The organism is Streptomyces sp. NPDC052301, from assembly GCF_044593395.1.
Taxonomy (GTDB): Bacteria; Actinomycetota; Actinomycetes; order Streptomycetales; family Streptomycetaceae; genus Streptomyces.
Genome location: NZ_JBIUBE010000004.1, coordinates 23,200 through 40,988, shown reverse-complemented (window position 1 = coordinate 40,988; position 17,789 = coordinate 23,200). Strand labels below are relative to the sequence as shown.

Genomic DNA, 17,789 nt, shown 5'->3' with positions numbered 1-17,789 from the left:
CGGTCACTTACTGTTTTCCACATGAGCGAACTTTTCGGCACACTTTCCGACGGCACCGAGGTCCACCGCTGGACGCTGGAGCGCGCCGGGACCCGGGTGGAGATCCTGACGTACGGCGGGATCGTGCGGTCGGTGGAGGTCCCGGACCGGGACGGGCGCACGGCGAACGTGGTGCTGGGGTTCGCCGAGCTGGACGGTTATCTCACCCACCCGGGGCCGTACTTCGGCGCCCTGGTCGGCCGGTACGCCAACCGCATCGCGGGCGCCCGCTTCCCGCTGGACGGCCGTAGCCACGCCCTGGAGCCGAACGACGGGCCGCACTGCCTGCACGGCGGCAGGCGGGGATTCGACAAGCACGTGTGGCAGGCGGAGCCCGTCGAGGACGGGGTGCGGCTGGGCCGGGTCAGCCCGCACGGCGAGGGGGGCTTCCCGGGCCGCCTGGAGGTGTCCGCGACGTACACGCTGGACGCGTCCGGCGCGCTGCGGATCGCCTACGAGGCGACGACCGACGCACCGACCGTGCTCAACCTCACCAACCACAGCTACGTCAACCTGGCCGGGGCCGGCACGGGCCGCGCGGGCGGACACGAGCTGCGGCTCGCCGCCTCCCGCTACACCCCGGTCGGCGCGGACCTGATCCCGACGGGCGCCCTGGAGGACGTCTCCGGCTCCCGCTTCGACTTCCGCGAGCGGCGCGAGGTCGGCTCCGGCTTCGACCACAACTTCGTCCTGGACAAGGGCGTGACCGGGCATCCGGAGGAGGTCGCCGAGCTGTACGACCCGGCCTCCGGGCGGACCCTCACCGTGGCGACGACCGAGCCGGGCCTCCAGCTCTACACCGCCGACCACCTGACCGCCCCCTTCGCACCGGGCGACGGCATCGCCCTGGAGACCCAGCACTTCCCGGACTCCCCGAACCGCCCGGAGTTCCCGAGCACGGTGCTGCGGCCGGGTCAGGCCTTCCGCTCGGAGACGGTGTACGGCTTCTCGGTGCGCTGAGCGGGCACCGGCCGCTAGACGCTCTCGCCCCGCATGCGCCTGGCCGCCTTGCCCAGCAGGGACATGGCGCCGCCGCAGACGAGCAGGGTGCAGGCACCGGCCAGGACCGGGCCGGCCGCATGGCCCTTGATGCCCTCGCCGGTCACCGTCGTCGCCAGCACGAAGATGATCGAGTACAGGCTCCGGCCGACCCGCGCGCCGGCCGGAACGACCCGGAGCAGCTGCGGGACGGTGGTCGCCGCGGCCAGGGCCATGCCGAAGGGCAGGGCGGCGCCGAGCATCAGCGCGCCGAAGCCGAAGGAGTTGCCGTACGCGCCCCAGCCGGCGCCCTTGTGGAGCAGATAGCCGGTCGCGGCGAGGGACAGCAGCACCAGCAGGCCGTTGAGATAGGCGGCTTGCGTGGCGGCCTTGCGGGCGCCGGGCAGATGAGCGGCCGGGGAGCGCCAGGCGTCGGCCGTGATCAGCCGCAGCTGCCGCTTGAGTGCCTGCATCTGCAGGAGTGAGAAGACACCGAAGGCGAGCAGGGCCAGTCCGGCGAGGGCTGCGGCGAAGCCGACGGGCTGCCGCGTGATGCCGTAGTGGACACCGCCGAAGGTGAACGGGATGCCGAGCACCATGCCGTAGGCCATGGGCTTGGCCTTCGCCTGGATCTTCAGCACCAGCTCGCGCTGGACCGGGGTGAGATTCGGATCCAGCCGCATCGGGGCTTCGCCGACGTGCTGGACGGGCGCCGGGCGCTGCTGCCGGGGACGGGGCTGCGGCGGGTGGGTGCCGGCCTGGTGGGGCGGGTACGGCTGCTGCGGCGGGTGGGTGCCGGCCTGGTGGGGCGGGTACGGCTGCTGCGGCGGGTACGGCTGCTGAGGCGGGTACGGCTGTTGGTACTGGGGCTGCTGCGGGTACGGCTGCTGAGGCGCGTACGGCTGTTGCGGATGGGGCTGCTGCGGCGCGTACGGCTGGTGGTACTGGGGCTGCTGCCCGTACGGCCCCGCCGGTGGCTGCTGGCCGTACGGCCCCGGCGGTTGCTGCTGGCCTGGATACACGATGTCTCTCCCCCGTGACCGGTGTGTCCGGTGTTCGCGGCCCGGGAGTCTGCCATACGCGCCCGGACGCAACGAGCCCCGGTCCGGGGGTCAGGTCCCGGACCGGGGCTGCTCGTGGGGGACTTGTCCCGGATCAGACGTTAATCGGCGTGGTCAGCCTGCGGTCGGCGATCGAGCGTCCAGCGGTGATCTCGTACGAACCCTTCACAAACACCCACGACTTCGCCTCCTCGTCCCAGGCCTCGAAGGCGCGGCGCGGCAGCTCGACGGTCACCTCGACACATCCGCCGGGTCCGGCCTCGGCGGAGGCGAAGCCGGCCAGCCAGCGGGCCGGGCGCCCTGTGTCGGGCTCGGCCGGGGAGAGGTAGACCTGGACGACCTCGCGGCCGGGACGCTCGCCCGTGTTGCGGACGCGGATGCGGGCGGTGGTGCCGTCGACGGTCAGGGACTCGTAGGCCCAGTCGGTGTAGCCGAGGCCGTGACCGAAGGGGTAGGCCGGGGTGCGGCCCGCCCTCTCCCAGGCGCGGTAGCCGATGAACAGGTCCTCGGTGTAGGTCAGTTCGCCGGCGACCGGCACGACCTGGGTGACCGGGGCGTCGGCGAGCGAGCCCCAGGTCGTGGGGAGCCGGCCGCCGGGCTCGTGGGCGCCGGTGAGCACGTCGGCGAGGGCCGCGCCGCCCTCCTGGCCGGGGAACCAGCTGAGCAGCACGGCTGCGACCTCGTCCCGCCAGGGCAGCTCCACCGGGGAGCCGGAGTTGACGACCACGACGGTGTTCGGGTTGGCGGCGGCGACCGCGCGGACGAGGTCGTCCTGGCGGCCGGGGAGCTTCAGGTCCGTACGGTCGAAGCCCTCCGACTCGACGCGGTCGGTGGTGGCGACCATGACCACGGCCGTGTCGGCGTTCCGGGCGGCCTCGACGGCCTCGGCGATCAGTTCGTCGGCGTCGCCCTGCGGGGCGGAGTGGGCGAGGGCGAAGGCGACGACCTTCATGGGGATGTTCTCGGGCAGCCGGACGACGTGGGTGAGGGAGACCTCGACCGGCTCACCGGCGGTCAGCCCGGCCTGCGCGCGCGGGACGGGGGCGCCGAAGAAGGCCTCGAACGGATCGTCCTTGTCGGGCCGCCGGGTGTCGTCGTAGTACGTCGTCCCGCCGACCGCGAGCGTGAAGGCGCCCGTGCCCTTGATGCCGAAGGTGTGCGGGCCGGACTCGCGCGGCGTGAAGGTGCCGGTGAGTTCGACGGTGTGCAGGCGGTCGTGGGTGACGCCGTCGGGGAGGTCCGAGCCCATCCACTGGATCTGGCCGTTCGGGGCGGAGCGGGTGCCGATGACCGTGCCGTCCGCGTCGCGGCAGACGGCCCTCAGGGTGAAGCCCTGGTCGGCGACGGCGAGTTCGGTGGCCGGGTCGGCGCCGACGGCGTAGCCGAGGCTGCCGTCGGGGAGGGCGGCGGTGAGGCCGTCGAGCGGGGAGACCACGCGGGCCGGGAAGACGGTCGCGGAGCCGCCGCCGAGGACGCGGGCGTCGCGGGCGGCGGCGCCGATCAGGGCCACGGTGCCGGGCTTCAGCGGGAGTGCGCCGCGTTCGTTGCGGACGAGGACGAAGGAGCGGCGGGCGATCTCGCGGGCCAGGGCCTCGCCGTCGACCGGGGCGGGCGGTTCGGGTACGACGGGTTCGGCGCCGTCCAGGATGCCGACGCGGGCGGCGAGGCGCAGCACGCGGCGTACGGCGGAGTCGACCGTGGCCTCGGCGACCCTGCCGTCCCGCACGGCCCGGGCGAGGGCCTCGCCGTAGACGGTCCGCGGGCCGGGCATGGCGACGTCGAGGCCGCCGTCGACGGCGCGCACGGTGTCCCGGGCGGCCATCCAGTCGGAGACGTTGCACCCGTCGAAGCCCCATTCGCCGCGCAGGACCTCGTGGACCAGGTGGTGGTGCTCCGTCATGGTCGTGCCGTTGACCCTGTTGTAGGCGGTCATGATGCCCCACGGGTGGGCGTTCTCGACGATCGCCTCGAACGGGGCCAGGTACAGCTCGCGCAGGGCGCGCGCGGAGACCCGGTTGTCGACCGTGAAGCGGTCGGTCTCGGCGTCGTTGGCGACGAAGTGCTTGACGGTGGTGCCGACTCCGCCGGACTGGACGCCAAAGACATAACCGGTGCCGATGGCGCCGGTGAGGTACGGGTCCTCGCTGTAGCACTCGAAGTGGCGGCCGCCGAGCGGTGAGCGGTGGAGGTTGACCGTGGGGGCGAGGAGCACGTGGACGCCCTTGCGGCGGGCCTCCTGGGCGAGCAGCACGCCTGCCCGGCGGGCGAGTCCGGGGTCCCAGGTGGCGGCGAGCGCGGTCGGCGAGGGCAGGGCGACGGAGGGGTCGTCGGCTGTCCAGCGCACACCCCGGACGCCGATCGGACCGTCGGACATGACCAGGGACTCCAGGCCGATCTCGGGCAGGGCGGGAAGGGTCCACATGTCCTGGCCGGCCAGCAGCCGGGCCTTGGCGTCCAGGTCGAGCTTGCCGAGGGCGGCCTCGATGACCGCCTCGCGGGCCGTGTCGGCAGGGGTGGGCTGGGATCCCGCCATGGCGGTGCCTCCTCGTTTGAGGTCCGTGCAGGTGCCTCCATCGTGCCTCCGTTACCTGTAGAGCGGTAGATTTCGTTATCTGCCCGTTATATTCATGGCACGGGGATGCCGTAGGTTGATGACATGAACGCGAGGGTCAGGAGCGAGGAGCGGCGGGCGGAGATCGTCGGGGCGGCGCTGGAGGTGATCGCCGAGCGCGGTTACCGGGGGGCGAGCCTGGCCGCGGTCGCCGAGCGCGTCGGTCTCACCCAGCAGGGTCTGCTGCACTACTTCCCCACCAAGGACGCCCTGCTGGTGGCCGTGCTCCAGGAACGGGACCGGTGGGACGCGGTGCCGGACACGCAGTGGCGGGTGGATCTGCTGGCCTCGCTGGTCGAGTACAACGCGATGCGCCCCGCGATCATCCAGACCTTCTCGGCGCTGCTCGGCGAGAGCGTGACGGAGGACCATCCGGCGCGGGGTTACTTCACCGAGCGGTACGCCCGGGTGCGGGCGTCCATGGCGGCGGTCCTGCGCACCGAGTACGGGGACCGGCTGCCGGGCGGCCTCACCCCCGAACGGGCCGCTCCGCTGCTGGTGGCGGTGATGGACGGGCTGCAGTACCAGTGGCTGCTGGACCCGGAGTCGGTGGACATGCCGGGGGCCTTCCGGGACTTCCTGCGGCTGCTGGGCGAACCGGTCGAGTAACGGCTACTGGCCCCAGCTCACGGCGAGGCTCTTGCTCACCGCGCACACCACAGCCAGGACGAGCGCCCATGCGACGGCTCCCGCGGCCCACAGCGCCGCCACCCCCGCGCCGAACCACAGCACCTCGAAGGCGACACGGCCCCCGCCCCGCGTCCTGAACCGGGCCCGCGGGGCGCCGAACAGCGACCACAGGGCGACCATCGCGGTGAGGGCGGCCACGCTGACCAGCCAGTCGAGCGAGGTGTCCCGGGTCAGGCCCCAGTAGGCGGCGGCCGCGAGTGCGCCGAGTTCGACGAGGACGAGGACTCCCAGGTTCGCGGCCTTCGCTGTCTTCATGCCGCGTAGTATGGCCGTCCGGCCGGCACCGCCGCCACCACTTCGATCTCGATCCGTGCCTCCGGGCGGAACAGCCGCGGCACCTCGAAGGTCATGCTCGTCGGCGGTGTCCCGGTGAGGAACCGGCGGCGTACGGCGCCGTACTCCTCCAGTTCGGTGATGTCGGTGAGGTAGGTGCGGATGCTGACGACGTCCGCGAGGCTCGCGCCGTGCGCCTCGAGCAGGGCGGCGATGGTCTCGAAGACGCCCCGGCTCTGCTCGGCCAGCGTGGCGCCCTCCGCGATCTGACCGGAGAGGAACAACAGGGCGCTGCCGTCGGCGTGTTCGACCCGGGCGACCTGGGAGTAGTAGGGGCTCAGCGGCTGCGGTGCGGCGGCGGGGTTGTCCAGGGTGATCTGCACGGGAGGTCCTTCAAACGGTACGGACGATGCGGGCGGCGGCCTGTGCGATGTCCGCGTGGGCCAGGGCGGGGTCGGCGGCGACGGCGTGCCGCAAGCCCTCCAGCACCGCTTGCGTCACCGGCAGCCGGGCGGCCTTGGTGGCCAGTCCCGCGTCCTTGACGGCCAGGCCGGTGCCGAAGTGGACGCCGTCGGCGAAGGCGCGGGCGACGGCGCCGCCGAGCGGGCCGCGGCCGAGGGCGGCACGGGCGACGTCCTCGTCCAGGCCGAGCGCGCGGGCGAGCCGCAGCGCCTCCGCGACGACGCCGACCCCGCCGATCACGGCCGCGTTGGCCACCAGTTTGAGCGCGGCCCCGGATCCGGGCGGGCCGCTGCGGGTGACGGTGCCGAGGCGGGCCAGGACATGTGCGACACCGGCGACGTCGCCGCCCGCGAGGATGCCCAACTCCCCCTCGGCCGCCCGGTCGGTGCTGCCGAGGACGGGCGCGTCGACCAGCGTCACCCCGCTGCCGAGCCGGATGGCGAGTGCGCGCACCGCGTCCGGTCCGACCGTCGACATCTCGATCCACCGGGCGCCCGACCGCAGGGCCGGTGCGACCTCGGCGGCGATCGCGTCGAGGGCGTCCGGGCCGGCGACCATCGTGATCAGCACGTCGGCGTCCCGGACGGCGTCGGCGGGGGACGCGGCGAGCACGGCTCCCTCGGCGACGAGCGGGCCGGCCTTGGCGGCGGTGCGGTTCCAGACGGTCAACGGGTGGCCGGCGGCGAGCAGTCGGCGGGCCATGGGCACGCCCATGTGCCCCAGGCCGATGAACGCGACCTTCTCCACGGCGTGCGCGGCGGTCCTCTCCGCGGTTTCTTCGGCGGTCTTCATGCCGTCGACGCTACGAGCGGGCGCCGGAATGCCACAAGCGCATGTCTAGCATGGCAGCCATGCGAACTGGGCATGTCTCTCCGCTCCCGGATCTCTCCACCGTCTGGCTGCGGGCCTTCCTGGAGGTGGCCCGCTGTGGCTCCTTCACGGTGGCCGCGCGGACCCTGGGCTGGACGCAGTCCGCGGTGTCCCGGCAGGTGGCCTCGCTGGAGTCGGCACTGGACGGCGGGCCGCTGTTCGACCGGCTGCCGCGCGGGGTGCGGCTGACGGAGGCGGGCCGGGCGCTGGTGCCGTACGCGGAGACGGTCGCCGAGTCGCTGCACGGCGCCGTGCGCGAGCTGGCCGCGCTGCGTGAAGTGGCGGGCGGGCGGCTGCGGTTCGGGGCGTTCGCCACTGCGGACGCGGCCCTCGTCCCCCGGGCTCTGGCAGCGTTCGGGGCCCGGCACCCGGCCGTCCGGGTCGAGCGGGAGGAGGGCCTCACCCCCGCCCTGCTGGACCGGCTGACCGCCGGGCACCTGGACCTGGCGGTGGTCTCCACCACGGGCCGTGCCCCGCTGGCCGCCCACGACCTGCACCATCTCCTGGACGAGCCGCTGTACGTCGCCGTACCGGCCGGGCATCCGCTGGCCGGTGCGGACGGGGTGCGGCTCGCTCAACTGGGCGACGCGGACTGGATCTCGGGCAGTGCCCGGCCCGAGGGCACCCTGCTGGACGCGGCCCTGCGGGCGGGATTCCGGCCGCACGTGGCGCACGTGGTGGCCGAGTGGACCGCCAAGCAGGGGTACGTGGCCGCGGGCCTCGGGGTGGCACTGGTGCCGGGGCTGGCGGCCGGCTCGGTGCGCCCCGACGTCGTCCTTCTTCCGGTGCGGGACGACGGGGCCCCGGCCCGGGCGGTGTACGCGGCGACCGTGCGGGGGCGGTCGCCTTCGGCGGCGGCACGGGCGTTCCTGGAGGTGCTGCGGGCGCAGGCCGCGGAGACCGTACGGGCCATGCCGTAGCGCGGCGCCTACCGCGTTCCGGAGGTGACCTCCTGGTCGCCGTCCTCGGTGTCAGGCTCGCCGCTCTCCTCGCCCAGCAGGTCGCGGGCGAGGAGCGTGGCGCCCGCGACCGCGCCCGGCATCAGGAACACCGCGACGAACGGGACCAGGAAGGCCAGGCCGAGGGGCGTACCGAAGCCCCAGACCAGGGCCTTGCGGGAGCGGAGCAGGCGGAGCCGGGCGCGCAGTTCGACGCCCCGGCGCTGCAGGGCGACGGCGGCCAGTTCCTCGGTGAGGAAGAAGCCGGTGACGAAGAAGCCGACGACGGGGACGGCGGTCTGCCCGACGAACGGCAGGAAGCCGAGGGCGAAGAGCAGCACGCCCCACAGGGCGGCCCGCGCCAGGATGCGCAGGCTGTCGCGGGCGGATGTCCACAGCTCGCGCCAGAGCGGAAGGTCCGACCGCGGGGCGGTGCCGTCGGGTGAGACGTCGGCGTCGACCTTCTCGGAGAGGTTCTCGTAGAAGGGCTGGCCGATCAGCAGCGTGACGGCTGTGAACGTCAGTACGGCCAGCAGCAGACCCAGCGCGAACAGGACGGCCGTCAGCAAGCCGCGGAACAGGCCCTGCCAGGGGCCGGCCCAGTCGTCCGCGAACGGCGTCGCCCAGGTGACGGCGTCCTCGCCCCACACCGCGAGCGCGACGAGCGCGGCCGCGTAGAGGACCAGCGTGATCAGTCCCGGCAGCAGCCCGAAGCCGTAGCTCCGGCCGTGCCGGGCCACCCAGCGCTGGCCCTTCAGCAGATGACCGAACCCCGCCCCAAGATCACGCATGGCGAAGACCTTACCGGGGCCCCGGACGGCCGGACTCAGGCGTCCAGCATCCGGCGCAGCAGGTCCCGCAGGGCCAGTCGCTCCTCGGCGGACAGCCCGACCAGAGGTTCGCGGGCGAAGCGCAGACCGTCGCGCAGCTCCCGGGCCACCCGGCAGCCCTCGTCCGTGGCGACGGCCAGCTTCACCCGGCGGTCGGTCGGGTCCGGGCGGCGCTCCACCAGGCCCCGGGACTCCAGCCGGTCCACGATCCCCGTGACGTTCGACGGCTCGCACTTCAGCCGCTGCGCCAGCTTGCGCATCGGCAGCGGGGCGAGCGAGAGCAGGCCGAGCAGCTTCGCCTGGGCACCGGTCAGGCTGTGCCCGGCGGCGGCCTCCTCGTAGTCCGCGTGATACCGGGCCACCACCTCACCGATCAGCTCGACGACCTCCATGGTCAATTCGTCCGGACGGGTCTTCTCGGGTGGGGCCATGCCCTCAGGATACCCCGCTTACTTGACATCCTGAAATATTCAGGTGCACGGTTGTTTCAGGTACTGAAGTAAATCGAAAGGCCCAGTGATGATCAACCGCGAGTGGCACCTGGTCAGCCGTCCCGTCGGCTGGCCGAAGCCCGAGGACTTCGCCCTGGTCGAGACCGAGGTCCCGACCCCGGGCGAAGGCCAGGTCCTGGTGCGCAACGAGTACCTCTCCGTGGACCCGTACATGCGCGGCCGGATGAGTGCCGCCAAGTCGTACGCCGCCCCCTTCGAGCTGGGCAAGGTCATGCAGGGCGGAGCGGTCGGCGAGGTCGTCGCCTCGAACGCCGAGGGAATCTCCGTCGGTGACCACGTCCTGCACTTCTTCGGCTGGCGCGAGTACGCGGTCGTGGACGCGAAGAACGCCGTCAAGGTGGGTCCGACAGCCGTCCCGGCCGTCCAGGTCGACGCCGGCGCCCACGAGGTGCCGCTCTCGGCGTACCTCGGCGTCCTCGGCATGACCGGCCTCACCGCCTACGCCGGCCTGCTGCGCACCGCCTCCTTCAAGGAGGGCGACGTCGTCTTCGTCTCCGGTGCCGCCGGCGCCGTGGGCAGTCAGGTCGGCCAGCTCGCCAAGCTCATGGGCGCCTCCCGGGTGATCGGCTCGGCCGGTTCCGACGAGAAGGTCGCGCTGCTGGTCGACGAGTACGGCTTCGACGCGGCGTTCAACTACAAGAACGGCCCGGTCGCCGAGCAGCTGCGCCAGGCCGCGCCCGACGGCATCGACGTGTACTTCGACAACGTGGGCGGGGACCACCTGGAGGCCGCCATCGGCTCGCTCAACCAGGGGGGCCGGATCGCCATCTGCGGCATGATCTCGGTCTACAACAACACCGAGCCCGCCCCCGGCCCGAGGAACCTCGCCCGCCTGATCCAGACCCGGGGCCGGATGGAGGGCTTCCTGGTCGGCGACCACTACGACCTCCAGCCGCAGTTCGTCCAGCAGGTCGGCCCCTGGGTCGCCTCGGGCGCGCTGAAGTACCGCGAGACCGTCGTCGAGGGCATCGAGAACAACCTCGAGGCGTTCCTCGGGGTGCTGCGCGGCGACAACATCGGGAAGATGGTCGTCAAGCTCTAGCCTTCACTGAATTTCCGGCATGCGGTAACTTCTTTCCGATATCCGCTGTCGATCGTGGGCGCGAGTCGTGGCGGACCGAGGAGGAGGACACCGCATGCCCATTCAGCAGTCCGACGTTCTGTACACCGCCGTGGCCACCGCCGAGAACGGCCGTGACGGCCGGGTCGCCACGGACGACGGCAAGCTCGACGTCGTCGTGAACCCGCCGAAGGAGATGGGCGGCAACGGCGCCGGCACCAACCCGGAGCAGCTGTTCGCCGCGGGCTACAGCGCCTGCTTCCAGGGGGCGCTGGGGGTCGTCGCCCGGCAGGAGGGTGCCGACATCTCCGGTTCGACCGTCACCGCGAAGGTCGGGATCGGCAAGAACGACGAGGGGTTCGGGATCATCGTGGAGATCTCGGCGACCATTCCGAACGCCGACGAGGCCACCGCGCGGGCGCTGGTCGAGAAGGCGCACCAGGTGTGCCCCTACTCGAAGGCGACCCGCGGCAACATCACCGTGACGCTTGTCTGACCCGGTCGTTGCGTACGACGAAGGCCGCACCCTTGGACGTGGGGTGCGGCCTTCGCCCGTCCGGTCACCCGGCCGACGCCGCGCCGTGCACCGCCCGCACGAACCGCTCGTTCTCCGGTGCCGCCCCGCCCGGGTAGGAGCAGCGGCGGCGGGTGTAGCCGTAGGCCAGGCCGGAGCGGGGGTCGGCGAAGCCCTGGGAGCCGCCGGCGCCGCTGTGGCCGAAGGCGCCGGCGCCCAGGGACGGGTGGGTCTCGGCGGCCGTCGCCTGGAAGCCGAGACCGAACGCCCGGAGCCCCTGGGCCACCAGGTCGTGGCCCACGGAGTGGATCTGCCCCACCTCCGCGATGGTGTCGGGTTTGAGCAGCGGCGGCCGCCCCTCCAGCCCGCTGATCGCCGCCGCGTACATCCCGGCGATCCCGCGTGCTGCCGCCACCCCGCCCGCCGACGTCGGCCCCTTCGCCCGCACCAGTCGGGAGTTGACGTGGTTCACCGGATCCCCGGCGCCCGGCACATGGGCGTTGAAGGCGATCGCGGCCAGCGTGTGCGTCCCGGTCGGCGCCGCGTCCAGCACCGCCTGCTGCTCCGGCGTCGGCGCCATCGGCTGCACGCTACGGAACCGCGGCTCCAGCGCCTCCGGCAGCCCCAGATGGAAGTCGAGCCCGTGCGGCGCCCGCACCCGCTCCTCGAACAGCTCCTGGGTGGTGCGGCCCGTGGCCCGCCGCACCACCTCACCGGTCAGTGCCCCGATCACGAACGCGTGATGGCCGAACGCCGTTCCCGGCCGCCAGAACGGCCGCTGATCGGCGAGCCGCTCGGCGATCGCCCGGTCGTCGGCCAGCTCCTCGTCGCTGAACCCGGCGTCGAGACCGACGACACCGGCCCGGTGCGCGAGCAGTTCCCGCAGGGTCACCGCACCCTTGCCCTCGGCGGCGAACTCCGGCCAGTAGTAGGTCACTCTGCGGTCCAGCTCCAGCGTGCCGTCCTGCACCAGCAGGGCGACCACCAGATGCGCGGCGCCCACGGTGGACGAGAACACGCCGTAGAGGGAATCGGCCCGGCCGCCCGCCCACAGGTCGACGACGCGCCGGCCGTGGACGTAGGCGCACAACTGGCCCTCGTAGTCGTCCCGCTCCTCGGCGACGAAGGCGGCGAACTCCTCGCGCACCGCCTCGAAACCCTGGGCGACCGCGCCGTGGACGGTGATCTCCTGCGTCATCCGCACTCCTCAACTGAGCCGCTGCTCGCCGCTCCCTCTCGTGCCAACGCCCGTTGCGGCTTCGGACGTTCTGGAGGTCGGTACGGCGAGAGGTGCCTGTTCGACTCAACCGCCGCACGAGCCCGCGGGTGTCACGCATGCCCCGGATGGCGGAGGGAAGAGGAGCTGAGGCCGGGCGCCCGGGAGGAGCGAGCGCTCAGGTGCACCACCACAGGAAACGGTTGCACGTCTTGGTGGGCGACGGGCGCGGGGTCGGAGCGGACGTCGTGGGGGCGCTGCTCGGGGTGGGCGCGGGCGCGGTCGTCGCCGGAGCGGCGGGGGAGGTGGCGGTCGCGCCGGAGCCCGTGGCGGCCGACTGCGCCGCCTTGTCGGTGGCCTTGGCGGACGGGGAGGCGGAGTCCTTGTCCTTCGGGGACTCGGACGCGGACGCCGAGGCCGAGGCGTCCGGGGAGGCGGAGGCGCCCGTGCCGGACGCGGTACCCGAGGTGGCGCCCGGCGGGTCGGCGCTGTGGCCGGGGGTCGTGGAGGACGAGCCGCCGTCGGCCGAGGTGTCGCCTGCGGGTTCCGGATTGCCGCTGGAGAAGGGCGAGAAGGGAGCGTCCGTGCCCAGTTCGGCAAAGCTGAGACCGCCTGCGGCCAGGACGAAGCCCGCCGCGATCAGCACGGTGCGGCGGCGCCGGCGGCGGTGTGCGGCGGCCTTGCGGTCACGCCGGCTGGAGTCGGCGTCGGCGGGGCCGACGGTGACGGCACCCCGCGTCCGGCGCCGGGCGGCCCGGCCACCGGGAGCGGGGTCGGAGTCCGTATCCGTCTCCGGATCGGGTCCGGACTCCGCGTGGAGCGCGGACTCCGGTTCCTCCGTCTCGTCCGGCCCCTCCGGTTCGTAGGCGGGGGTGACAACGTAGTCCTGGGGCGCGTCGTAGCCCTGCTGCCCGTCGTAACCCCGAGGCTCGGCATAGACCTGGGGCTCGGCGTAGCCCTGGTGTGCCGTGTACGTCTGGTGGGGGACCTGCCCGTCGTACCCTGCCGCACCCGCGTAGGCAGGCGCGGTCGGCGCCTGCGCTTGCGCGGTCGCGCGCGCCGGTGTTCCGCACCCGGGGCAGGCCAGGGCGCCGTTGAGGTGCCGTTGGCACGGGTGGCAGAAGTCCATGACGCCGGAAGACTAGAGTCCGCGTCGGTCACGTTCCTAGGCACCACTGTGAAGGTTTCGTGGAGCAGCGAAAGAATTCTCGAAATCCTTGCCGAAACCGTTACCCGTTCGCCCCATTGACACCCCCGCCGCCCCCTCCTTACTGTCACGCCAGCATTTCGAACGTGTGACGAAATCTCGAACAGCTGAGGGGCAACTGCCGTGCGCATCACCGGAATCAGCACACACGTGGTCGGGACGCCGTGGCGCAACCTGACCTACGTCCAGGTGCACACCGACGAGGGGGTCACGGGAGTCGGCGAGACCCGGATGCTCGGTCACACCGACGCGCTGATCGGCTATCTGCGGGAGGCCGAGGCCAACCACATTCTCGGCTCGGACCCGTTCGCCGTCGAGGATCTGGTCCGCCGCATGAAGTACGGCGACTACGGCCGGGCGGGTGAGATCGTGATGTCCGGCATCGCGGTCGTCGAGATGGCGTGCTGGGACATCAAGGGCAAGGCGCTGGGGGTGCCGGTCTGGCAGCTGCTCGGCGGCAGGGTCACCGACAGGGTCAAGGCGTACGCCAACGGGTGGTACACGACCGAGCGAACGCCCGAGGCGTACCACAAGGCCGCCCAGGGGGTGATGGAGCGCGGCTACCGGGCGCTGAAGATCGACCCGTTCGGCACCGGGCACTTCGAGCTGGACCACCAGGAGTCCCTGTACGCCGTCTCGCTCATCGAGGCCGTGCGCGACGCGATCGGCCCGGAGGCCGAGCTGATGCTGGAGATGCACGGCCGCTTCTCCCCCGCCACCGCCGTGCGGCTGGCCAAGGAGATGGCGCCCTTCAAGCCGGCCTGGCTGGAGGAGCCGGTCCCGCCGGAGAACCTGAAGGCGCTGGAGAAGGTCGCCGCCAAGGTGGACGTCCCGGTCGCCACCGGTGAGCGCATCCACGACCGCATCGAGTTCCGCGAGCTCTTCGACAGCCAGGCCGTGGACGTCATCCAGCCCGACGTCGGCCACATCGGCGGCATCTGGGAGACCCGCAAGCTGGCGGCGACCGCCGAGACGCACTACATGCTGGTCGCGCCGCACAACGTGGGCGGCTCGGTGCTGACGGCCGCATCGCTCCAGGTCGGCTTCACCTCCCCGAACTTCAAGATCCTCGAGCACTTCAACGACTTCGCGGACGCGGAGATCAAGAAGGTGGTCAAGGGGGCACCCGAGGTCGTCGACGGATACTTCCACCTCTCCGACGCGCCGGGGCTCGGTGTCGAGCTGGACGTCGACGCCGCCGCCGAGTTCCCGCAGCAGCAGGCCCGGTTCGACCTGTGGGCCGAGGGCTGGGAGCAGCGCAAGCCGAAGGGCACGCAGTGAGCCCGGCCGCATCCCAGGTCGTCGTGCAGGCGCCCGGGGAGCACCGGGTCGAGGAGCACACACCCCGGGAGCCCGGGCCCGGTGAGGCGCTGGTCGCCGTGCACGCGGTCGGCATCTGCGGCAGCGACCGCGAGGTGTACCAGGGCAACCGGCCCGAGGGGTACGTCCGTTACCCGCTCACGCCCGGGCACGAGTGGTCCGGGACCGTGCGGGCGGTGGGCGCCGGGGTGCCGAAGTCACTGGTCGGCCGGAAGGTCGTCGGCGAGGGCTTCCGCAACTGCCAGGTCTGCGACCGCTGCCACGCGGGCGAGACCACGCTGTGCACGGACGGCTACGAGGAGACCGGCTTCACCCGGCCGGGAGCCATGGCCGCCACCCTCACCCTGCCGGCCCGTCTGCTGCACCCCCTGCCGGACGACGCCGACCTCACCGCCGCCGCCCTGCTGGAGCCGGCCGCCTGTGTCGCGGCCGCCGCGCTGAAGGCGGGCGCCCGGCCGGGCGAGCGGGTCGCCGTGGTCGGCACGGGCACCCTCGGGATGTTCGCCGTGCAGTTCCTGAAGGCGATCTCGCCGGCCGAGCTGCTGGTGGTCGGTACCCGGGACGAACGGGAGGCGCTGTCGCGACGGTTCGGGGCCACCGACTTCCGGCTCAAGGACCGACACCTCCCCGAAGACTTCGACGTCGTCATCGAGACCGCCGGGTCCGCGTCCGCCGCGCGCACCGCCGCCTCGCTGCTGCGGCGCGGCGGACGGCTGGTCCTCACCGGGATCCCGGCGCCGGGAGCGGACGGGCTCGACCCGACCGATCTGGTCGTACGGCAACTGGAGGTGCACACGGTCTTCGGGGCGCCGCCGGACGCCTGGGCGCACGCCGTGCGGGTCTTCGGCGCCGGGCTGCTGGACCCGCTGCCGCTGGTCACGCACGAGCTGCCGCTGACCGAGTTCTCCCAGGCCATCGAGCTGGTCGGGGCCGGCGATCCGAAGGTGGGCAAGGTGCTGCTCCGTCCCTGAGCCGTACGCCGGTCGGAGCGCGACCTGACGGCGCCCCGACCGGCGTACCACCAGGCCTTTCTCGCGCCCTGAGACGCGAACCTTGTCCGAAATATCGAACACGAAGGACAGCTTGTGATCGACGCTTCCGCCCCGGCAGCCCGCAGGCCCGGCGAGCAGGTGCTCGCCGCACTCGGTCTGGGTGCGCCCGCCCTCGACCCCGCCGACACCTCCGCCCACTCCTTCCCGGGCGGTGGCCGCTGGCGCACCGAGATCCCCTCGTGCGAGGGTCCCGAAGCGCTGGCGGTCGTCCTGAAGGAGTCCTCCCGGCTCGACGTGCCGATCCACCGGATCAGCCAGGGCAGCGGCGTGTGGATGCTCACCGACGCCGAGATCACCGAGATGGTCGAGGCCACCGCGGCACGCGACATCGAACTCTGCCTGTTCACCGGCCCGCGCGGCACCTGGGACACCGGCGGCTCGGTGCGCTCCGACTCGCGGGGGGCCGGACTGCGCGCCCGGGGCCACGACGCCGTCGCCGGCTGCGTCGAGGACGCCGTCCGGGCGACCGGGCTGGGCGTGAAGTGCCTGCTGGTCGCCGACGAGGGCGTGCTGTGGACCCTGCACCGGGCGCGCGAGGCGGGGATCATCCCGGCCGACACGACCCTGAAGGTGTCCGCGCTCATCGGCCCGGTCAACCCGGCCTCGTACGCCGTCTACGAGCGGCTCGGCGCCGACTCGATCAACGTGCCCAGCGATCTGACGCTGGATCACCTCACCGAGATCCGCCGGGCGTCCGGCGCCCCGATGGACATGTACATCGAGGCGCCCGACGACCTCGGCGGCTACGTCCGGATGTACGAGGTCGCCGAGCTGATCCGGCGCGGCGCCCCGCTCTACCTGAAGTTCGGTCTGTCCAAGGCGCCCGGCATCTACCCGTGGGGCACCCATCTGCGGGACGTGACCCTGGACACCGCCCGGGAGCGGGTGCGGCGCGGCCGGCTCGCCCTGGACCTGCTCGCCCGGCACGGCGCGGACGGCGGCATGGCGCCGCTCGGCTCGCGGCTGCCCGGAACCCTCCACCGCTTCCCCACCACCGCGTGACCTCTCAACGACGAGACGACCAAGGACGGATCACCATGCGCAACCGCAGAGCCGCACTCGCCGCCATAGCCGGAGCCGCCTCGCTCGCCCTCACCCTGACCGCCTGCGGCCAGAGCGGCGAGGGCGGCAGCAAGGAGAAGACGAGCGACGTCAAGGGCGCCACCATCGGCATCGCCATGCCGACCAAGTCCTCCGAGCGCTGGATCAACGACGGCGACAACGTCGTCAAGGACCTCCAGGCCCAGGGCTACAAGACCAAGCTGGTCTACGGCGAGGACGACCCGGCCACCCAGGTCTCGCAGATCGAGAACCTCATCACGCAGGGCGTCAAGGGCCTGATCATCGCGGCCATCGACAACAAGTCCCTGAACAGCGTGCTCCAGGAGGCCAAGGACGCGAACATCCCGGTCATCGCCTACGACCGGCTGATCCTCGGCACCAAGAACGTCGACTACTACGCGTCCTTCGACAACGAGAAGGTCGGTGTCCTCCAGGGCACGTACATCGTGCACAAGCTGGGCCTGGACAGCGGCAAGAAGGGCCCGTTCAACATCGAGCTGTTCGCCGGCTCGAACGACGACAACAACACCAAGTACTTCTTCAGCGGCGCGATGAGCGTGCTCCAGCCGTACATCGACAAGAAGCAGCTGGTGGTCAGGTCCGGCCAGACGGCGATGACCCAGGCCGTCACCCTGCGCTGGGACGGGGCGACCGCGCAGAAGCGCATGGAGGACATCCTCACCTCCTCCTACAAGTCCGCGAGCGTCGACGCGGTGCTCTCGCCGTACGACGGCATCTCGATCGGCGTCCTCGCCGCGCTGAAGTCCGACGGCTACGGCTCGGGCAGCAAGCCGCTGCCGGTCATCACCGGCCAGGACGCCGAGCTGGCCTCGGTGAAGTCGATCATCGCCGGTCAGCAGACGCAGACCGTCTACAAGGACACCCGGCAGCTCGCCAAGGTCGCCTCGACCATGGTCGACGACGCCCTGAAGGGAAAGCAGCCGCAGGTCAACGACACCAAGACGTACGACAACGGCTCCAAGGTGGTGCCCGCGTACCTGCTGCAGCCGGTCAGCGTCGACAAGTCCAATTACCAGAAGGTCCTGGTCGACGGCGGTTACTACACCGAGTCCGAGCTGAAGTAAGCCCCCCGC

The 17,789-nt window shown here is 72.3% G+C and carries 19 protein-coding genes; 10 read left to right on the top strand and 9 right to left on the bottom strand.

Annotated features, from left to right (window positions below; all coding sequences use genetic code 11):
- The first annotated feature begins 21 nt into the window (after nt 1–21).
- Nucleotides 22–999: an aldose epimerase family protein gene (locus ACIHEJ_RS11045; RefSeq protein WP_400134118.1), complete on the top strand. Its 978-nt coding sequence runs from the start codon at nt 22–24 to the stop codon at nt 997–999.
- A 14-nt stretch (nt 1,000–1,013) separates the two neighbouring features.
- On the opposite strand, the gene ACIHEJ_RS11040 is transcribed toward ACIHEJ_RS11045, so the two are convergent.
- A complete protein-coding gene (locus ACIHEJ_RS11040; protein ID WP_400134116.1) occupies nt 1,014–1,700 on the bottom strand; it encodes a hypothetical protein in 687 nt (228 codons plus the stop codon).
- A gap of 15 nt (nt 1,701–1,715) precedes the next feature.
- On the opposite strand from ACIHEJ_RS11040, the gene ACIHEJ_RS11035 reads away from it, so the two are divergent.
- Nucleotides 1,716–2,057 carry a hypothetical protein gene (locus ACIHEJ_RS11035; RefSeq protein WP_400134114.1) on the top strand — a complete coding sequence of 114 codons (342 nt, stop codon included), beginning with the start codon at nt 1,716–1,718 and terminating at the stop codon, nt 2,055–2,057.
- Nucleotides 2,058–2,172: 115 nt separating this feature from the next.
- Here the strand turns inward: ACIHEJ_RS11035 and ACIHEJ_RS11030 are convergent, their stop codons facing one another.
- The gene (locus tag ACIHEJ_RS11030; RefSeq protein ID WP_400134112.1) at nt 2,173–4,611 is read right to left on the bottom strand and encodes a beta-glucosidase H; all 2,439 of its coding nucleotides are present in this window, start codon (nt 4,609–4,611) and stop codon (nt 2,173–2,175) included.
- 123 nt (nt 4,612–4,734) lie between these two features.
- Here ACIHEJ_RS11030 and ACIHEJ_RS11025 point away from each other — a divergent pair, with 123 nt between their 5' ends.
- Complete coding sequence (locus tag ACIHEJ_RS11025) at nt 4,735–5,298, top strand: TetR/AcrR family transcriptional regulator (protein ID WP_400134110.1); 564 nt, start codon at nt 4,735–4,737, stop codon at nt 5,296–5,298.
- A 3-nt stretch (nt 5,299–5,301) separates the two neighbouring features.
- Here the strand turns inward: ACIHEJ_RS11025 and ACIHEJ_RS11020 are convergent, their stop codons facing one another.
- From ACIHEJ_RS11020 to ACIHEJ_RS11010, 3 genes are read right to left on the bottom strand one after another with little or no spacing between them, the layout of a single operon-like run.
- A complete protein-coding gene (locus ACIHEJ_RS11020) occupies nt 5,302–5,634 on the bottom strand; it encodes a YrdB family protein (protein ID WP_400134108.1) in 333 nt (110 codons plus the stop codon).
- Nucleotides 5,631–6,035, bottom strand: a complete 405-nt coding sequence (locus ACIHEJ_RS11015; protein ID WP_400134106.1) for a RidA family protein — start codon at nt 6,033–6,035, stop codon at nt 5,631–5,633. Before ACIHEJ_RS11015 ends, ACIHEJ_RS11020 begins: the two co-directional genes overlap by 4 nt.
- A gap of 10 nt (nt 6,036–6,045) precedes the next feature.
- Nucleotides 6,046–6,906, bottom strand: coding sequence for an NAD(P)-dependent oxidoreductase (locus ACIHEJ_RS11010; RefSeq protein ID WP_400134104.1), 861 nt, complete (start codon nt 6,904–6,906; stop codon nt 6,046–6,048).
- 59 nt (nt 6,907–6,965) lie between these two features.
- Between ACIHEJ_RS11010 and ACIHEJ_RS11005 the strand changes: the two genes are divergently transcribed.
- Complete coding sequence (locus ACIHEJ_RS11005) at nt 6,966–7,904, top strand: LysR family transcriptional regulator (RefSeq protein WP_400134102.1); 939 nt, start codon at nt 6,966–6,968, stop codon at nt 7,902–7,904.
- 8 nt (nt 7,905–7,912) lie between these two features.
- Here the strand turns inward: ACIHEJ_RS11005 and ACIHEJ_RS11000 are convergent, their stop codons facing one another.
- Entirely contained in the window at nt 7,913–8,713 is an 801-nt protein-coding gene (locus tag ACIHEJ_RS11000; protein ID WP_400134100.1) for an EI24 domain-containing protein, read from the bottom strand.
- A gap of 35 nt (nt 8,714–8,748) precedes the next feature.
- Nucleotides 8,749–9,183 (bottom strand): MarR family winged helix-turn-helix transcriptional regulator, encoded by a 435-nt coding sequence (locus ACIHEJ_RS10995; RefSeq protein WP_400134098.1) that lies wholly within the window; start codon nt 9,181–9,183, stop codon nt 8,749–8,751.
- An 88-nt stretch (nt 9,184–9,271) separates the two neighbouring features.
- Between ACIHEJ_RS10995 and ACIHEJ_RS10990 the strand changes: the two genes are divergently transcribed.
- Together ACIHEJ_RS10990 and ACIHEJ_RS10985 are read left to right on the top strand one after the other, a co-directional pair.
- The gene (locus ACIHEJ_RS10990) at nt 9,272–10,306 is read left to right on the top strand and encodes an NADP-dependent oxidoreductase (RefSeq protein ID WP_400134096.1); all 1,035 of its coding nucleotides are present in this window, start codon (nt 9,272–9,274) and stop codon (nt 10,304–10,306) included.
- 94 nt (nt 10,307–10,400) lie between these two features.
- Entirely contained in the window at nt 10,401–10,820 is a 420-nt protein-coding gene (locus tag ACIHEJ_RS10985) for an organic hydroperoxide resistance protein (RefSeq protein WP_400134095.1), read from the top strand.
- 64 nt (nt 10,821–10,884) lie between these two features.
- Here the strand turns inward: ACIHEJ_RS10985 and ACIHEJ_RS10980 are convergent, their stop codons facing one another.
- Nucleotides 10,885–12,036: a serine hydrolase domain-containing protein gene (locus tag ACIHEJ_RS10980; protein WP_400134093.1), complete on the bottom strand. Its 1,152-nt coding sequence runs from the start codon at nt 12,034–12,036 to the stop codon at nt 10,885–10,887.
- Between the two features lie 196 nt (nt 12,037–12,232).
- Nucleotides 12,233–13,183, bottom strand: a complete 951-nt coding sequence (locus ACIHEJ_RS10975) for a hypothetical protein (RefSeq protein WP_400134092.1) — start codon at nt 13,181–13,183, stop codon at nt 12,233–12,235.
- A 201-nt stretch (nt 13,184–13,384) separates the two neighbouring features.
- Between ACIHEJ_RS10975 and ACIHEJ_RS10970 the strand changes: the two genes are divergently transcribed.
- The 4 genes from ACIHEJ_RS10970 to chvE all read left to right on the top strand — a co-directional run bounded on the left by ACIHEJ_RS10970 (nt 13,385) and on the right by chvE (nt 17,780).
- Nucleotides 13,385–14,542 carry a mandelate racemase/muconate lactonizing enzyme family protein gene (locus ACIHEJ_RS10970; protein WP_400134090.1) on the top strand — a complete coding sequence of 386 codons (1,158 nt, stop codon included), beginning with the start codon at nt 13,385–13,387 and terminating at the stop codon, nt 14,540–14,542.
- On the top strand, nt 14,539–15,552 hold the full coding sequence (locus ACIHEJ_RS10965; protein ID WP_400134089.1) for a zinc-binding dehydrogenase: 1,014 nt from the start codon (nt 14,539–14,541) through the stop codon (nt 15,550–15,552). Before ACIHEJ_RS10970 ends, ACIHEJ_RS10965 begins: the two co-directional genes overlap by 4 nt.
- A 114-nt stretch (nt 15,553–15,666) precedes the next feature.
- Nucleotides 15,667–16,635, top strand: coding sequence for a hypothetical protein (locus ACIHEJ_RS10960; RefSeq protein ID WP_400134087.1), 969 nt, complete (start codon nt 15,667–15,669; stop codon nt 16,633–16,635).
- Nucleotides 16,636–16,670: 35 nt separating this feature from the next.
- On the top strand, nt 16,671–17,780 hold the full coding sequence (gene chvE, locus ACIHEJ_RS10955) for a multiple monosaccharide ABC transporter substrate-binding protein (protein ID WP_400134085.1): 1,110 nt from the start codon (nt 16,671–16,673) through the stop codon (nt 17,778–17,780).
- The last annotated feature ends 9 nt before the right edge of the window (nt 17,781–17,789 follow it).

Coding starts and splice junctions, on each gene's coding strand:
- ACIHEJ_RS11045 (WP_400134118.1), top strand. CDS start 22: ATGAGCGAACTTTTCGGCACACTTTCCGACGGCACCGAGGTCCACCGC.
- ACIHEJ_RS11040 (WP_400134116.1), bottom strand. CDS start 1,700: ATGCGGCTGGATCCGAATCTCACCCCGGTCCAGCGCGAGCTGGTGCTG.
- ACIHEJ_RS11030 (WP_400134112.1), bottom strand. CDS start 4,611: ATGGCGGGATCCCAGCCCACCCCTGCCGACACGGCCCGCGAGGCGGTC.
- ACIHEJ_RS11025 (WP_400134110.1), top strand. CDS start 4,735: ATGAACGCGAGGGTCAGGAGCGAGGAGCGGCGGGCGGAGATCGTCGGG.
- ACIHEJ_RS11020 (WP_400134108.1), bottom strand. CDS start 5,634: ATGAAGACAGCGAAGGCCGCGAACCTGGGAGTCCTCGTCCTCGTCGAA.
- ACIHEJ_RS11010 (WP_400134104.1), bottom strand. CDS start 6,906: ATGAAGACCGCCGAAGAAACCGCGGAGAGGACCGCCGCGCACGCCGTG.
- ACIHEJ_RS11005 (WP_400134102.1), top strand. CDS start 6,966: ATGCGAACTGGGCATGTCTCTCCGCTCCCGGATCTCTCCACCGTCTGG.
- ACIHEJ_RS11000 (WP_400134100.1), bottom strand. CDS start 8,713: ATGCGTGATCTTGGGGCGGGGTTCGGTCATCTGCTGAAGGGCCAGCGC.
- ACIHEJ_RS10995 (WP_400134098.1), bottom strand. CDS start 9,183: ATGGCCCCACCCGAGAAGACCCGTCCGGACGAATTGACCATGGAGGTC.
- ACIHEJ_RS10990 (WP_400134096.1), top strand. CDS start 9,272: ATGATCAACCGCGAGTGGCACCTGGTCAGCCGTCCCGTCGGCTGGCCG.
- ACIHEJ_RS10985 (WP_400134095.1), top strand. CDS start 10,401: ATGCCCATTCAGCAGTCCGACGTTCTGTACACCGCCGTGGCCACCGCC.
- ACIHEJ_RS10980 (WP_400134093.1), bottom strand. CDS start 12,036: ATGACGCAGGAGATCACCGTCCACGGCGCGGTCGCCCAGGGTTTCGAG.
- ACIHEJ_RS10975 (WP_400134092.1), bottom strand. CDS start 13,183: ATGGACTTCTGCCACCCGTGCCAACGGCACCTCAACGGCGCCCTGGCC.
- chvE (WP_400134085.1), top strand. CDS start 16,671: ATGCGCAACCGCAGAGCCGCACTCGCCGCCATAGCCGGAGCCGCCTCG.